Source organism: Sporomusa sp. GT1, assembly GCF_014634905.1.
In the GTDB taxonomy this organism is placed as follows: Bacteria; Bacillota; Negativicutes; order Sporomusales; family Sporomusaceae; genus Sporomusa; species Sporomusa sphaeroides.
In genome coordinates, this window is the sequence record NZ_BMBX01000021.1 from 21,564 (window position 1) to 36,670 (window position 15,107).

Sequence of the window (15,107 nt, forward strand, 5' to 3'; positions counted from 1 at the left end):
AAAAACGACTCCACCGTAAGAAGAGTCGCCTGTATGCGCTGATAACTCATCTTCCGGATTGCTCCGCTGGATTTAGCACCTTGCATTGCTGCCGGTTGCCGGGTGTCATAGGGCCAGTCCCTCGACCACTCTCGATAAGTTTAATTATTTAATTTTATTGGATTTTATTTTTGCATACTTAATACAATTTGTCAATAGATATTTTTATGCTTTTTATCTGCTTGCCTGCTTGATATTGACGCCGGTTGAAAAACCGGATATCATGATTTCAACAGGCATAACTATTTTGGGAATACGGGGAGGCAGTAACAGTATGACTGATAAAAAAGATATACTGGCATTAATAAAAAAAGCTGAAACAACCCATGAGCTTACTAAAGATGAAATTGTTGCGCTGCTGATAGATACCGAATACGAAGCGGAATTTTTTGCTGCCGCCGACCGGGTGCGCCGAATGTATGTGGGCGACGAGGTACATTTGCGTGGGCTGATTGAGTTTTCCAACACCTGCAAACAAAACTGTCTGTATTGTGGTCTAAGGCGGGATAATAAAAAGGTAAACCGTTATCGTCTGGGACCGGAAACCATCCTTGATTTTGCAACCAAAGCCAAGTCATACGGTTATCGCACGGTTGTGCTGCAGTCAGGCGAAGATGAATGGTTTGATGTGGCTGCCATGGTTGATATTATCAAAAAAATCAAGGAACTTGGTTTGGCGATTACGCTGAGTGTGGGTGAAAAAACCCGTGAGGTATATCAAGCATACCGTGATGCCGGTGCCGACCGGTATTTGCTCAGAATTGAGACTACCGACAAAGCATTGTATGAAAAACTCGATCCGGGCATGAGCTGGGATAACCGGGTAAAATGCCTGCAGGACATAAAAGAGCTGGGTTTTGAGCTGGGAACAGGTTCTCTGGTCGGTATACCGGGGCAAACTGTTGAATCGCTGGCCGATGATGTTTTGTTTTTCAAGAGCATGGATGCGGACATGATTGGTGTAGGTCCGTTTATTCCTAATCCGGACACGCCGTTAGCCAAAGAGGCAGGCGGTACTTTTGAATTAAGCACCAAGGTGATGGCTATGACCCGGCTGCTGTTACCGGATATTAATATTCCGGCGACAACCGCTATGGAGTCTTTGAACCCGCAGGGACGGGTACTGGCGCTGCAACGGGGGGCCAATGTAGTGATGCCCAATGTTACCGAGGGCGAATACCGGCAGCTGTATTTGCTCTACCCGGGGAAGATTTGTATCAACGACACGCCGGCTCATTGCCGTTCGTGTATTACCGGCAAAATTCAGGGTATTGGCCGCAAGGTAGCTGAAACGCACGGTTTCCGGGTAAAGCGGGCTTAGCAGCACTGGAAGGGAATGAGCGTATGAATAAACATATTTCTGAGGAAGTGCTTGCGTTGATTGAGCAAGCTGTGAAACATATTAATTTTGGTTCTGTTACCCTGGTACTCCAGGATTCACGGATTATTCAAATGGAGAAACTGGAAAAAATCCGGATAGGCGAACAGCCGCCGAAGGGCGCAGGTAAAACTGCAGCAGCTGCCACTGGGGTGCGAATGCGGATATTGCAGTCAGTTGACGGCATGGAATATGGAAAAGTGGCTATGCAAATCCAGGCAGGGCAGATTATGCAGGTGGAAAGAACCGAAAAATACCGGGTAGGAAAATTAACCGGCCTTCATGGCGACGGAATTTAAAGAAACATACGGCGATGAACTGCTTATAGTTCATCGCCGTATGTTTTTTTAGGGGTTTGTAATTTAAACAAAAAGATGTTAAAATTAATGTTATTAAAATTAATAATATTGCAATTCAATGCGATGAGGAGGCTTTACGGAATGGTTAAGGACAATGAATATAAGACAAGAGTCAAGGCTCTTGTCGGGCTATATATACTCACGATCCTGGAACAAAGTCCGGCTTACGGAAATGAAATTGCGGAACTCATTAAAGGCCGTACTTTGGGTATGATTTCACCCAATCCCAATGCCTTGTACCCGTTACTGCGGAAGATGGAGGAGCGCGGCTACATTGTTGGCAGCTGGGATAAGCCTGATACCCGAAACAAGCGGGTATATTCGATTACTGAGCAAGGTGTGTCCTATATACCGACCCTGCGGGAAATTGTCAGGCAAAGAATTAATGAGTCGGAACGCAAGCTTCAGATACTGCGCCGGGATTTGTTTGGTGAGGGCAGGGAGGAATAATAATGGGTCATAAAAAAGTGACGAAAAAGAAGTTTATGGCTGTGGCGGGACTTGTTCTCGCTATCGTTTTGTGCGGGGGATTATGGTGGTGGATCAAATACGCCGGTGTAGTCTCAACCGATGATGCCAGAGTTAAAGGGACGATTGTTACCGTAAGTTCGCGAATTTCGGCCAGGGTGGACGAACTGCCGGTTCAGGAAGGCGATGAAGTGCAGGCCGGTCAGGTGATTGCAAAACTGGACAGTAAGGAGCTAGAGGTGCAAGTGGCTCAGGCTAAAGCCAGTCTGGCTGTCGCTCAGGCCAAACTGGCGGGCGTCAAGGCCGGCAGCCGGCCGCAGCAACTGGCTCAGGCTGGGGCTGCTACAGAACAAGCGGCGGCAAACTTAGAAAATGCCAGGAAAATGTATGAACGTGCCGAAGCGCTTTATCAGCAAGGCGCTGTTTCCGCGCAACAACGGGACACAGCGCAAGCCAATCTGTCTGTTGCCCAGGCACAATATCATGCAGCAGGTGAATCGTATAGCCTGACGGCAGAAGGGGCGCGTTCTGAAGATATTCAGGCAGCTGCCGCTCTGGTGGAACAAGCAGCAGCGGCGCTGAAAAATGCCGAGCTTCAACTGGAACATGCCGTAATCCGGGATCCGATTGCCGGTGTTATCGCAGTAAAGTCGGTTAATATTGGTGAAAGCGTGTCAATCGGTCAACCCATTGTCAATATCGCAAATCTGAAAGATGTGTGGGTGGCCGCCAATATTGATGAAACCTATATCGGAAAAGTTCATACCGGACAAAGTGTTGATTTTACTATTGACGCCTACCCGGGCCGGAACTTTACCGGCGAAGTCAGCGAGGTAGGTGCTGCCACCGGCTCGCAGTTTGCCTTGCTGCCGACGGAAAACACTTCAGGCAACTATACTAAGCTTACGCAAAAACTGCCGATAAAAATTAAGGTTTCGGCCAATGAAATCTTTGCGCTAAAACCCGGCATGTCGGCTATTATAAGTGTGCATGTCAAGTCATAAGAGGTATATATGAAAAATTCTACGCCGGCGAACAAGTATTTAGTGCTGTTTACAGTAACTTTGGGAACCATGTTAAGCGGTTATGTGAGCAGTTCGGTAAATATTGCTTTGCCCAATATTATGCAGGTTTTCGGCTTTACTATGGATTCGGTAGTGTGGGTATCGCTGTCTTATATGCTGCCCTATGGGTCGATCCTGCCCATTACCGGCAAATTGGGAGATCAATTTGGCAGAAAAAGGCTGTATTTAATTGGATTAAGTCTTTTTACTATTGCCACACTGCTGGTGGGTTTAGCCTGGAATAGCACGCTGCTGATCATTTTCCGGGTACTGCAGGGGATTGGAGCCGGACTGTTATTTCCCAATGCCATGGCATTAGTTTCCGAAGCCTTTCCCGCCGGGGAACGCGGTAAAGCGTTGGGAATATGGGGGGCACTGGCTGCTGCCGGCAGTGCCCTTGGTCCGACGATTGGCGGCTCTATTGTCGAATACCTGGACTGGCACCTGATTTTTTATTCTATTTTACCGGTAGCGGCCGGCGGCTTGCTGCTGGGGGTGAAAGTACTGTCCGAATCCAAAGCCGGCAGCAATGAAACCGGCATTGACTATATTGGCGGTACGCTGCTGGTCATGAGCTTGAGCGGCCTGCTGTTAGTGCTGAACCAAGGTTCTAAAGAAGGCTGGTCTTCACTCTATATTATAAGCCTGTGTGCCGGTTCGGCCCTGTCGCTGCTGGCCTTTCTCCTGGTGGAAAGCCATATTGAAAAACCTATGGTGGATCTGGGTTTATTTAAAAATGTAACTTTTACTGTATCCAATATCGTCGGATTTTTGTCATATATGGCCATGTATGGCGGCTTGTTTCTACTGCCGTTCTATCTGCGCAATATTCAAGGCTACACTGCTATACGCGCCGGTATCGCCATGCTGCCGATGACGCTGTCGTTAGTGGTGCTGGCGCCGCTTGGCGGGCGGCTTGCCGACAAGTTCGGCTCAAAAATTCCGGCCTCAACCGGAATGGCTATTATGGCGGTGGCTTTATTTTCTTTTCGTATTTTGGATGATAAAACTGCTTATTCCTACATTGCCTTTGGGCTTATTATCATGGGTATTGGACTGGCGTTAACCATGTCGCCGTTGTCTAACGGTGTTATGGGATCATTGCCCAAGGATAAAATCGGGGTTGGCTCCGGGGTATTCAATTTGTTTAAAAATATTGGCGGCAGCGTGGGGGTAGCGGTTATGGGCACAATGCTGGATGACAGAACTATTTTCCATACAGCCATTTATTCCAACTATATTAATCCGGCGTCAGAGACGGCTGTCAGGCTATTGAGCACCCTGCAGAGCTATTTTGTGCATAGCGGGAACTCTCTGGGCGAGGCAAACCTTATGGCACTGACGGTGGTGAAAAGCATGGTAGCCAAGCAGGCTGCTATTCTTGCCTTCAAGGATGTATTTTTGCTCACCGGGGTATTGTGTGCTCTGGCTATTGTGCCTGCACTGTTTATTCGCGATGCCAAGCGCGTGCGCTGACCGGCTGCACCTTTAGGGTGCTGCGGTAGCAAGGCCGGGCGTGATGGTGCTCATTAAGAAACAGTATTTTATTGCATACGTCTTAGTAATATTAGTGTCACTTCTTTCGCCGGGAAAGGGGTGACGCTTTTCTTTTAGGCACTATATTTGTGCTCTTAATGAATACAAATGTACTTTATATGAAAACGACAAAAACCTTGTTGACAATAAACATGTAAAGGTGTATAGTATATTTTGATTATAAAATATAGAATTTCCCCGGCAGATACACTCCGTGAATCTCAGTGTACAGACTGAATAGGAGCTATAGTACGGGGGAAAAAGGGGTAGGAGAAAATATGCGAAAAAAATTGTTAGCAGTGGCTATGAGCACACTGATGATGGCTGGTGCGCTGGCCGGCTGCGGCGGCGGAACCAAACAAGAGGCCGCAAATGAAATCAAGCTTGGCGGTAACTTCGAGTTAACCGGCGGTGTGGCCAACTATGGCAAACAAGCAGTAAACGGCATCCAACTAGCCATCAAAGAAGCTAATGCCTCCGGCGGTGTGTTAGGTAAACAAATAAAGTTAGTATTGGCAGACAATAAATCGGAAGCTGCCGAAGCAACCAATGCTCTTACCAAGCTTATTACCCAGGACAAAGTCGTAGCCGTGTTCGGACCTGCCACCAGTTCAAATACGATAGCCACAGTACAGGTATCCCAGGATAATAAAATTCCTATTATCACTCCTACCGGAACAAGTGAAAAGATTACTGTTGATAATGGCAAAACGCGTCCGTACGCTTTCCGTTCCTGTTTTATCGACCCGCTGCAAGGCACCATTATGGCGAACTTTGCCAGCAATACGCTGAAAGTAAAAACCGCAGTTATGTATATTGATAACAGTTCCGACTATTCCAAAGGACTTGCCAAATCTTTCGAAACCGTATTTACCCAAAATGGTGGTACAATTTTAGGGCAGGAAGCCTTTTTGCAAAAGGATCAGGATTTCAAATCAACGCTGACCAAAATTAAAGCACTTAATCCTGAGGTAGTATTTATTCCGGCATATTATGAAGAAGTGGGCAAAATTCTTAAGCAGGCACGGGAAATGGGCATGAACATGCCGTTCATTGGAACCGATGGCTGGGATGATGCCAAAGTAGTAGAAATTGCCGGTGCCGCTTCGCTGAACAATACCTATTTCAGCAGTCACTTTTCTTCCCAGGATACCGATCCTAATGTCGTGAAATTTATTGCTGCGTATAAGAAAGAATACAACCAGGACCCAAGTGTTTTCTCCGCTCTGGGCTATGATGCCGGTTTGCTGATGATTGACGCCATCAAACGGGCTAACAGCACCGATCCGCAAAAAATTCGCGATGCCATAGAACAAACTAAGGATTTGCAGTTGAGCACAGGTATTGTAACAATCGATGCCAATCATAATCCTATTAAGAGCGCCGTTGTTATTGAAATGAAAGATGGCAAACAAGTGTTTAAGGAAAAAATCACTCCTAAACAATAATGGTGAAAATATAGTAAAAAAAGGTTGACAGTCAAAACCCGGCTATGTTAGTATATAGCCAACATAAATATTCTGCTGACCGGAAGACCGGAGGCAATCGCTGGCTTGTTCAGTCACGATTGTCTCCTTTTGTTTTTTCGGCAGAAAGTTAAATGCTCAATAGTACGCAGGTCTTACTATTAGGCAGAAAAAGGGTTACAATATAATTAACCGGTTAAGAAAGGATGATTTTATTATGGCTAAAATTTATGGAAATCTGACAGAACTGATTGGCAATACTCCACTGCTGGAATTGAAAAAATATGCTGGCATCAAAGAGGTTGGCGGACGGATTATCGCTAAAGTAGAATATTTTAATCCGCTGGGCAGTGTTAAAGACCGCATTGGCTATGCGATGATTAAAGATGCTGAGGACAAAGGCCTTATTAATAAAGATACGGTAATTATCGAACCCACTAGTGGCAATACCGGCGTAGCTCTGGCATTTGTTGCCGCAGCCCGCGGCTACAAGCTGATTCTGACTATGCCGGAAACCATGAGCATAGAACGCCGTAAATTACTCAAAGCCTTAGGGGCGCAGCTGGAGCTGACGCCAGGTGCCAACGGGATGAAAGGCGCCATTGCCCGGGCGGAGGAACTGGCAGCGGCAACTCCTAATTCCTGGATTCCTCAACAGTTTAAGAATCCGGCTAATCCTGAAATTCATCGTAAAACGACTGCCGAAGAAATCTGGCAAGATACCGACGGCGAAGTGGATATTGTGGTAGGCGGCGTCGGTACCGGCGGTACCATTACCGGCATTGCCGAAGCGTTGAAGCCCCGTAAACCAGGATTTAAAGCTGTGGCAGTAGAACCGATTGATTCGCCGGTGTTGTCTGGCGGCAACCCCGGTCCGCATAAAATTCAGGGAATTGGCGCCGGTTTTATTCCGGATGTATTTAATGGCGAGGCCATTGATGAAATTATTCAAGTGCAGTCTGCCGATGCGTTTGAAACCGCAAGAGCAGTGGCAGCCACCGAAGGCCTGCTTGTCGGTATCTCCAGCGGTGCCGCCCTTCACGCCGCGACAGAACTGGCTAAACGCCCGGAAAATAAGGGTAAAAACATTGTGGTCATTCTGCCTGATACCGGTGAGCGGTATCTGTCAACCCCGTTGTTTGGTGAAGAATAAACTTGTTGCCAAAGTTCAGGCTTTCTTCGAAATGAGGGACTGAGACGGTAAAGCAGCCCGGGATAATTCCCGGGCTGCTTTGTTTTTATATATTATCAAGGGACTAGCCTTCAGAGGGGGTTAAAACCCCAGCTGAAGGTTAGTCTACTTTATCTTTTTGCAGGAAATACTAAAAAATATTGACTATAAGTAAGCAGCGTTATATTATTATACTATACAGGGGTATAGTATATGGAGGATGGCTATGTTAAACGAACAGGAAAAGGTTAGCATAAAAAAAAGATTACGCCGTATCGGCGGACAAATTAATGGCATTGAAAAAATGGTGGAGGAAAGCCGCTATTGTGTGGATGTCCTGCAGCAAATTATGGCTGCCAGAGCGGCGCTTAATCAGGTGGCACTGATTATGCTTGAAAGCCATACAAAAAGCTGTGTGGTTAATGCGATAAAAGAAGACCGTACCGAACAAGCTGTAGATGAACTGATGAGCGTTTTGTCCAAATTCGCAAAATAAAGCTTTAGGTTAAAGGGGTGAAACAGATATGGCTGAAGCACGGAACAACCTGTCTGCCGACACGGTATTACTAAAGGTCGGCGGCATGACTTGCGCCGCTTGTTCCGGCAGGGTGGAACGGGGGCTTGCCAAATTGCCGGGAGTAGAGAAGGCGGCAGTAAATCTGGCAACCGGAAAGGCTGCGGTGACCTATGACCGGTCGCAGCTTTCGCTCAATGAGATTGCGCAGAAGATTGAAGCGCTGGGGTATGAAGTGATTCGGGATAAAGTAGAGTTAAAAATTACCGGCATGACTTGCGCCGCTTGCTCGGGACGGGTGGAAAGAAGCCTGAAAAAGCTGCCCGGTGTCGTTAATGCTGTCGTCAACCTGGCGGTGGAGAAGGCCACAGTCGAGTATTATCCGGATGTGGTCAGCGTTCAGGACATTAAGGCCAAAATCGAAGCCACCGGCTTTGGAGCATTGGATTTAACCGATACGGCGGCGGTAGATAAAGAACAGCAAACCCATGAAGCCGAAAGTAATAAACAACGGTTTCGCCTGTTCCTGGCGGCCGGGTTTTCTGCGCCGCTCCTGCTGGGCATGATTCTGCATATGGCAGGCGTGATGGGCAGGTTTACCGAATTTTTGATGAATCCGTATTTCCAATTCGTGCTGGCCACGCCGGTGCAGTTTATTGCCGGCTGGCAGTTCTACCGGGGAGCCTATATGGTGCTTAAGAACGGTAGTGCCAATATGGATGTATTGGTGGTGCTTGGCACCTCGGCAGCATATTTTTACAGTATTGCCAATGTGCTCCGCCATGAACCGCACTTGTATTTTGAAACCTCCGCTATTTTGATTACCCTTATCATCTTAGGCAAATTGCTTGAAGCCAATGCCAAGGGGAAAACCTCTGAGGCCATTAAAGCGCTGATGGGGCTGCAGGCCAAGACCGCCCGGGTGGTTCGCGACGGGCAGGAAATGGATATTCCGGTCGAGGCGGTTTTAGTCGGGGATGTGGTGGTAGTACGTCCCGGCGAGAAAATTCCGGTTGACGGTATTATTCGTGAAGGAACATCAACTGTTGATGAATCCATGCTTACCGGTGAAAGCCTGCCTGTTGACAAAGCAGTGGGCGACCAGGTGGTTGGCGCTACTATTAATAAATTAGGCACCTTCAAATTTGAGGCCGTTAAGGTTGGCAAAGATACTGCCTTAGCCCAAATTGTGCGTATTGTCGAAGCCGCGCAAGGGTCGAAAGCTCCCATTCAACGGTTTGCAGATGTGGTTTCAGGCTATTTTGTCCCGGTTGTCGTCGGACTGTCGCTGGTAACCTTTGCTGTCTGGTTCTTTATCCTGGACCCGGGAAATTTTGCGCGCGCCCTGGTTAACTTTACCGCAGTCCTGGTTATTGCCTGCCCCTGCGCTCTGGGACTGGCTACGCCGACCTCCATTATGGTGGGTACAGGCAAGGGGGCGGAAAGCGGCATCTTGATAAAAGGCGCTGAGCATTTGGAACATGCCCATAAGTTGACAACCATTGTCCTTGACAAAACCGGCACAATTACCAAAGGCCAGCCGGAAGTGACCGATATTGTCACCCTGGCCGGGATGGCGGAAGCCGAACTGGTGAGGCTGGCCATCAGTGCCGAGAAGAATTCGGAACATCCCCTGGCGCAGGCTATTGTTGCTTATGGACAGCAGCAAGGGATAGCCCTGAGCGACCCGGAGTCGTTTACTGCCATTCCGGGCCGGGGGATTGAGGTTACCATCGAGGGCCAGCGAATTTTAGTGGGTACCCGTAAGCTAATGAAGGAAAACGGCATTGAATATGAAACAGCGGTGGCAACCATCGAACAGTTGGAGCTTCAGGGTAAAACCGTAATGCTGCTGGCGGTGGAAAACCAGCTAAGCGGTTTGCTGGCGGTAGCCGATACGGTAAAAGAAAGCTCGGCACAGGCCGTAGCCGAACTGCAAAAGATGGGTATTGAAGTGTGGATGATGACAGGGGACAACACCCGTACGGCACAGTCCATTGCCCAAGTGGTAGGGATTACGAATGTTATGGCCGAGGTGCTGCCGGAGCACAAAGCTGCAAAGGTGGAGGCGCTGAAACAAGAGGGCAAGGTTGTGGGCATGGTTGGTGACGGCATTAATGATGCCCCGGCACTGGCTATTGCTGATGTGGGCTTTGCTATTGGCACCGGGACCGATGTGGCTATCGAGGCTGCCGACATTACCCTCATACGGGGAGAGCTAACCGGCCTGGTGGCAGCCATTCGCTTAAGTAAGGCAACCATGCGCAACATTAAGCAGAATTTATTCTGGGCGCTTGTCTACAACTCGCTGGGTATTCCGGTGGCGGCGGCAGGATTTTTGTCTCCTGTCCTGGCAGGTGCCGCCATGGCGTTTAGTTCGGTTTCGGTGGTAACCAACGCGTTGAGATTAAAACGGTTTGACCCTTACGGCGAGTTAAAGTAAGGAACGAAAGGAGGTGAATTTTGTGAGTCAAGCAGCGGCGATTGTATTAAAAATTGAAGGTATGTCCTGCGGACATTGTAAAATGAGTGTTGAGAAGGCACTCCAGGCTATTCCGGGAGTATTGAGCGCAAGTGTTGACCTGGAAAAAAAGGAAGCCCTGGTGACAGGTACTGCTGCACGGGATGCGCTGGTCAAGGCTGTGGAAGATGTGGGTTTTGACGTGGTTTAATGACTAATGATAGACGCAAGGAAGTTTTATATTAAATCTATGCTAATAAAGTACGCTAAAATCAACGTCTTCAACAAGACGTTGATTTTTTTGTTTTTAGTAAGGCAACTGTCGCCGAGACAAACAGGTCTTTATGCCATACTGCCTCTAGCACCGTTGGGCGAAAGTCAGGCAGTTGATTTATCTGAGAATCACCGAAGCTTTCACGGTAATAAGCTTCATGAGGCGATTTTCTCCTTCTTCCTCTCCAGCGGCCTCTGCCAGCTGTCGATCTGCTGGCCGCTTTGCGAAACAGTTTTGACAGACAACTTGTCTTGCTCAACTTCGACGACAAGATAATTTGGCTCCTCAAAAGGATTATAAAAGAATTCATGGAGTTCGTTGGGTGTAACATACTGGTAAGCTTTTGCCCCGCTGCGTCCTGCCGTAACATAGATTGTGCCGCCTGCCGTTATCTTGTCGCCTGTCAGCGGATAGGTGCGGGCATAAACATGGTCGTGCCCGCTTATGACAACATCAACGCGATGCTTGTCAAACAGCGGGACGAACGCCGCTTTGACCGACTCGTTGCTCCGGCCTGATTTGACAGGATAGGGAGTCTTGTGCAGCAGCACAATCTTCCAGCGCTTAGCAGTTGCCGCCAGATCAGCATCAAGCCAGGCCTGCTGCCTTGCCAGCATATCCGGTATAAAGCGCGCCTCTTCCCGTTCCTGGCTATCCAGGATAACGAAATGGGCGTCGCCGTAATCGAACGAATACACAAGGCCTTGTAAACCGTCAGGCCCGTTAGCGGGAAGCTTGAACTGGGCGGTAAACAAAACAGGCATAGTCCGCTCGCCCCACACCGGCGTGTATGTTTCATGATTGCCGGTAAGCGGCATGATGGTGACGTTGCTGATAACGGCTTCGGCTGCGTCAAACCACTCCCGCCATTGGCTGTAATCGGCGCCGACATCGACAAGATCGCCGACTACCGTCAAAAACGCCGCCTGGGGATTGTCCCGGTAGGCTTGCCTGACAAGCCGGCCCCAATTCTCATACCCGTCACTCTGTGAGTCACCGAAAACAAGAAAGCGAAAAGCCGCCGTATCGGCAGGTGCTGTTGTAAACCAGTACGACCGGCTCCAGCTGTCGCCATCTCCCAGCCGGTACATGTAGGTTGTATCAGGCTTCAGCCCTGTCAGTGCCGCCACATGGACGACAAGGCCGCTTCCGTCGGCAGGCAGCGGCCGGGAGACGGCGGTGACAACCGTGGCTTTAGCGGCAAATACATTACTGTCGGCCTTTTCAGCATACATGATTTTACCGACAGGCCAGGATGATTCTGTTTTCCAGGTAATAGTCTGCGTGACAGTTACCTTGTCTGTCCAGGTTAGTGTCACATGCTGCGCCGTATAGGCGTCTGCCACCGCTCTGGCGAGCGGTACCGGTAAAACCGCCAGCACCGCCGTCAGTAGAAAGATGAGGATACTATTCCTTATTCGATAACCAGCCATTATTTCGCCGCCTTTCTGTTACAAGCTATTACAACCTTAAAATGGTTTGCTTTTTGCCCTTTTATCATTTGCATTAATTTTAAAATAAAAATAAGCATAACATAAACATTATTACACTATTTAAAAAGAAAACGAGGGTTTTTTAATAACACGGTTTCAACGGTAACCAATGCGCTTAGAATCATTTTAAGCGCATTTTTAAATATAAACAACATAAACAAACAAAAACAAACAATAATGATGTTTGTTTGATGGTTTTATTGACTGGTGTTTATTTTTGTATTAAGATGATAAATATAGTAAATTATGGATGCGATGCAGGGTGGGGGTAGCTTAATGAAGCTCATTACGGTGTCAGGGGCACCTTCTTCGGGTAAGACCTCGGTAATTTTACGGCTGATTGATTGCCTTAGGCAAGGTGGGCAGGAGGTCGGCGTGGTTAAGTTTGACTGTCTGACTTCTTTTGATCAACTGCGTTACGAAGAATATGGCGTAAAAGTGCAGGTGGGCTTTTCCGGGAAATTTTGCCCTGATCATTTTTTTATTACTAACATTGCTGATGCTGTGGAGTGGGGAGAACGCACCGGGCTGGATATATTGATCAGCGAAAGCGCGGGTTTATGTAATCGCTGTTCCCCGCATATCCAGGGAATTCTTGCCATTTGTGTTATTGATAATCTATCAGGGGTGAATACTCCCCGCAAAATTGGCCCTATGCTCAAGCTGGCCGATATTGTTGTCATTACCAAGGGTGATATTGTTTCCCAAGCCGAACGGGAGGTGTTTATGGGGAGTGTCCGGCAGGTTAACCCCAGAGCCTCCATTCTTTTTGTGAATGGCATTACCGGTCAGGGGGCGTTTCTCTTAAGCAAGCATGTTATGAATGCAGCTGCTATTACCAGTGTGAGAAACCGGCGCCTGCGCTTTTCCATGCCGGCTTCTGTATGCGCTTACTGTACCGGTGAAACGCGAATCGGTGAAAGCTACCAGATGGGAATGCTGAAAAAGATGGAATTCAAGGTGGAATCATGAGGCAAGCAATCAGAGAGTGTGCGGCAAGCAGGACAATTGCTGAAATTATCAATACTTATCCGGTGGTACAGGATTTTTTTATTAATTATAATTTGCCGAATCTGCAGAAAAATCTTACGCTGGCTCAGGCTTTGGCCGAAATACCACAGGAGCAATTGGCAGAGTTCGGTCTTGATAGATTCAGCTTGACGGAAGAACTGGTACGGTTCGTGGCAGCATTGGCAGGAAACCTTGAGGCACAGGAAAAGGTAGAAAGTATTACCATCATCGGCGGTAGAAATAAAGCAGGGGAAGCCGAGAATGTGACGCTTACCATTGCCGCCGGTGAGGTTATCAGCATTGTCGGCCCTACCGGTTCAGGGAAAAGCCGTCTCTTAGGAGATATTGAATGCCTGGCGCAATGCGATACACCGACCAACAGGCAAATTTTGATCAATGATCATGTGTTGACTGATGAACAGCGGTTTGATATGGGCAATAAACTGGTGGCGCAGTTATCGCAAAATATGAATTTTGTTATGGATGTGAATGTAACGGAATTTCTGGCAATGCATGCAAAGATTCGCCTGTGCGAAAATCCCAGGCAAGTCATCAACCGCTGCTTTGTTTGCGCCAACGAAATGGCTGGTGAAAAATTTGCCATGGATACTAGAGTAACTGAGCTGTCAGGGGGGCAATCACGGGCGCTGATGATTGCCGACACAGCTCATATGAGCGCCTCGCCCATTGTTCTGATTGATGAAATCGAAAATGCCGGCATTGACCGGAAGCAGGCCATCAGCCTGTTGACTGAAAACCAAAAGATTGTACTGATTTCCACCCATGACCCGCTGCTGGCTTTGAGTGCCGATAAACGGATTGTTATCAAAAATGGCGGTATCTATAAAATCCTGGAGACATCGGACGAAGAAGCCGAAAGCTTGCGTGATATTGAAAAACTGGATGCCATGATGCTGGCTGTCAGGCAACAATTGCGGTACGGAGAGCGGGTTAAGCCGTTGATGCCTGTCCTGTGATAAATGGCCGCAGAGAATGCCAAGGACACAAAGGGAATGTGCCAAAGAGAATTAGAGGCTGCGACAGCGGTTTTTATGACAGATAGGAGGTGAGAAAATGTGGGAGTTATATGACACTATGATTGCGGGAATACCGGAGGAGTGTCTTGTCGACGAATTTATCTGCGGCACTTATGGCGTACTCATACGCAGCGGGGAGAGGTGTGGCTTCAGCCATATCATACCAGGCGATACCCTGCCGGAGACGATGAAAAAGACACTTAATATGCCCTTGCGGAAGCTGGCAGAATGCATTAAATCCTGGAATTTCGTCGAAGCCTCTGTCGGTTTGGCGGCCATAAATACCTGGTATAATTCGCCGGCAACTGCGGCAGACAATGGCATTGTGCTTGCTAACAGCTTATACAGTGAGGATCGTCTTAATGATCCCTTTATTGCCTATCAAAATAGGATAAAAAATAAAAAAGTAGCTGTTTTCGGTCATTTTCCCTATGTTGAACAATTGTTCCGGCCTGTTTCTGACCTTGTCATTATTGCGCGTGAGCCGGAGGAGGAAGGTGATTACCCGGAATCGGCCGCCGACTACATCCTGCCGGAATATGATTTTGTTGTCTTAAGCTGTACAAGTCTTATTTACAAGACATTACCGCGTCTGCTGAATTTATCAAAAAATGCTTATGTTATCCTTGTCGGTCCATCCACACCATTGGCACCGTCGCTATTTGCTTTCGGTGTCAATGATTTATCAGGCTTTGTGGTTAAGGATAATGCCGGTGCGGCACAGATTGTGGCAGGCCTGGAACGCAGCCCGATTTACAAGACAGGGCAGAAAGTAGCGCTTAAATCCCAAGAATTCAATGGGGGGACCAGCCTGTCGGGGTTCGATATCTGAGTGT

14 protein-coding genes and 1 riboswitch are annotated in these 15,107 nt (G+C 48.0%); of the genes, 13 read left to right on the top strand and 1 reads right to left on the bottom strand.

Annotated features, from left to right (window positions below; all coding sequences use genetic code 11):
• Nucleotides 1-43: 43 nt before the first annotated feature.
• Nucleotides 44-141: riboswitch (SAM riboswitch) on the bottom strand.
• A gap of 172 nt (nt 142-313) precedes the next feature.
• The 10 genes from hydE to GT1_RS17535 all read left to right on the top strand — a co-directional run bounded on the left by hydE (nt 314) and on the right by GT1_RS17535 (nt 10,667).
• Nucleotides 314-1,360 carry a [FeFe] hydrogenase H-cluster radical SAM maturase HydE gene (gene hydE, locus GT1_RS17490; protein ID WP_223226337.1) on the top strand — a complete coding sequence of 349 codons (1,047 nt, stop codon included), beginning with the start codon at nt 314-316 and terminating at the stop codon, nt 1,358-1,360.
• A gap of 23 nt (nt 1,361-1,383) precedes the next feature.
• The gene (locus GT1_RS17495; RefSeq protein ID WP_188399784.1) at nt 1,384-1,716 is read left to right on the top strand and encodes a YezD family protein; all 333 of its coding nucleotides are present in this window, start codon (nt 1,384-1,386) and stop codon (nt 1,714-1,716) included.
• A 141-nt stretch (nt 1,717-1,857) separates the two neighbouring features.
• The gene (locus tag GT1_RS17500) at nt 1,858-2,226 is read left to right on the top strand and encodes a PadR family transcriptional regulator (RefSeq protein ID WP_188399785.1); all 369 of its coding nucleotides are present in this window, start codon (nt 1,858-1,860) and stop codon (nt 2,224-2,226) included.
• A 2-nt stretch (nt 2,227-2,228) separates the two neighbouring features.
• The gene (locus GT1_RS17505; protein ID WP_223226338.1) at nt 2,229-3,248 is read left to right on the top strand and encodes an HlyD family secretion protein; all 1,020 of its coding nucleotides are present in this window, start codon (nt 2,229-2,231) and stop codon (nt 3,246-3,248) included.
• A 9-nt stretch (nt 3,249-3,257) separates the two neighbouring features.
• Nucleotides 3,258-4,784, top strand: a complete 1,527-nt coding sequence (locus tag GT1_RS17510; protein ID WP_188399786.1) for a DHA2 family efflux MFS transporter permease subunit — start codon at nt 3,258-3,260, stop codon at nt 4,782-4,784.
• Nucleotides 4,785-5,122: 338 nt separating this feature from the next.
• Nucleotides 5,123-6,292 carry an ABC transporter substrate-binding protein gene (locus GT1_RS17515; protein ID WP_188399787.1) on the top strand — a complete coding sequence of 390 codons (1,170 nt, stop codon included), beginning with the start codon at nt 5,123-5,125 and terminating at the stop codon, nt 6,290-6,292.
• Nucleotides 6,293-6,527: 235 nt separating this feature from the next.
• Nucleotides 6,528-7,463 carry a cysteine synthase A gene (gene cysK / locus GT1_RS17520; RefSeq protein ID WP_188399788.1) on the top strand — a complete coding sequence of 312 codons (936 nt, stop codon included), beginning with the start codon at nt 6,528-6,530 and terminating at the stop codon, nt 7,461-7,463.
• A gap of 244 nt (nt 7,464-7,707) precedes the next feature.
• Nucleotides 7,708-7,977: a metal-sensitive transcriptional regulator gene (locus GT1_RS17525; RefSeq protein ID WP_075753824.1), complete on the top strand. Its 270-nt coding sequence runs from the start codon at nt 7,708-7,710 to the stop codon at nt 7,975-7,977.
• Between the two features lie 28 nt (nt 7,978-8,005).
• Nucleotides 8,006-10,438, top strand: a complete 2,433-nt coding sequence (locus tag GT1_RS17530) for a heavy metal translocating P-type ATPase (protein ID WP_188399789.1) — start codon at nt 8,006-8,008, stop codon at nt 10,436-10,438.
• A 22-nt stretch (nt 10,439-10,460) separates the two neighbouring features.
• Entirely contained in the window at nt 10,461-10,667 is a 207-nt protein-coding gene (locus GT1_RS17535) for a heavy-metal-associated domain-containing protein (RefSeq protein WP_188399790.1), read from the top strand.
• A 218-nt stretch (nt 10,668-10,885) separates the two neighbouring features.
• Here the strand turns inward: GT1_RS17535 and GT1_RS17540 are convergent, their stop codons facing one another.
• The gene (locus GT1_RS17540) at nt 10,886-12,163 is read right to left on the bottom strand and encodes a metallophosphoesterase family protein (RefSeq protein ID WP_223226339.1); all 1,278 of its coding nucleotides are present in this window, start codon (nt 12,161-12,163) and stop codon (nt 10,886-10,888) included.
• A gap of 336 nt (nt 12,164-12,499) precedes the next feature.
• Here GT1_RS17540 and GT1_RS17545 point away from each other — a divergent pair, with 336 nt between their 5' ends.
• From GT1_RS17545 to GT1_RS17555, 3 genes are all read left to right on the top strand, one after another.
• A complete protein-coding gene (locus tag GT1_RS17545) occupies nt 12,500-13,195 on the top strand; it encodes a GTP-binding protein (protein ID WP_188399791.1) in 696 nt (231 codons plus the stop codon).
• Nucleotides 13,192-14,211, top strand: a complete 1,020-nt coding sequence (locus GT1_RS17550) for an ATP-binding cassette domain-containing protein (protein WP_188399792.1) — start codon at nt 13,192-13,194, stop codon at nt 14,209-14,211. Before GT1_RS17545 ends, GT1_RS17550 begins: the two co-directional genes overlap by 4 nt.
• A gap of 97 nt (nt 14,212-14,308) precedes the next feature.
• Nucleotides 14,309-15,103, top strand: a complete 795-nt coding sequence (locus GT1_RS17555; protein ID WP_188399793.1) for a DUF364 domain-containing protein — start codon at nt 14,309-14,311, stop codon at nt 15,101-15,103.
• Nucleotides 15,104-15,107 lie beyond the last annotated feature (4 nt).

Excerpts from the sequence above, each read along its gene's own strand:
- hydE (WP_223226337.1), top strand. The coding sequence starts at position 314 with ATGACTGATAAAAAAGATATACTGGCATTAATAAAAAAAGCTGAAACA.
- GT1_RS17495 (WP_188399784.1), top strand. The coding sequence starts at position 1,384 with ATGAATAAACATATTTCTGAGGAAGTGCTTGCGTTGATTGAGCAAGCT.
- GT1_RS17500 (WP_188399785.1), top strand. The coding sequence starts at position 1,858 with ATGGTTAAGGACAATGAATATAAGACAAGAGTCAAGGCTCTTGTCGGG.
- GT1_RS17505 (WP_223226338.1), top strand. The coding sequence starts at position 2,229 with ATGGGTCATAAAAAAGTGACGAAAAAGAAGTTTATGGCTGTGGCGGGA.
- GT1_RS17510 (WP_188399786.1), top strand. The coding sequence starts at position 3,258 with ATGAAAAATTCTACGCCGGCGAACAAGTATTTAGTGCTGTTTACAGTA.
- GT1_RS17515 (WP_188399787.1), top strand. The coding sequence starts at position 5,123 with ATGCGAAAAAAATTGTTAGCAGTGGCTATGAGCACACTGATGATGGCT.
- cysK (WP_188399788.1), top strand. The coding sequence starts at position 6,528 with ATGGCTAAAATTTATGGAAATCTGACAGAACTGATTGGCAATACTCCA.
- GT1_RS17525 (WP_075753824.1), top strand. The coding sequence starts at position 7,708 with ATGTTAAACGAACAGGAAAAGGTTAGCATAAAAAAAAGATTACGCCGT.
- GT1_RS17530 (WP_188399789.1), top strand. The coding sequence starts at position 8,006 with ATGGCTGAAGCACGGAACAACCTGTCTGCCGACACGGTATTACTAAAG.
- GT1_RS17540 (WP_223226339.1), bottom strand. The coding sequence starts at position 12,163 with ATGGCTGGTTATCGAATAAGGAATAGTATCCTCATCTTTCTACTGACG.
- GT1_RS17545 (WP_188399791.1), top strand. The coding sequence starts at position 12,500 with ATGAAGCTCATTACGGTGTCAGGGGCACCTTCTTCGGGTAAGACCTCG.
- GT1_RS17550 (WP_188399792.1), top strand. The coding sequence starts at position 13,192 with ATGAGGCAAGCAATCAGAGAGTGTGCGGCAAGCAGGACAATTGCTGAA.
- GT1_RS17555 (WP_188399793.1), top strand. The coding sequence starts at position 14,309 with ATGTGGGAGTTATATGACACTATGATTGCGGGAATACCGGAGGAGTGT.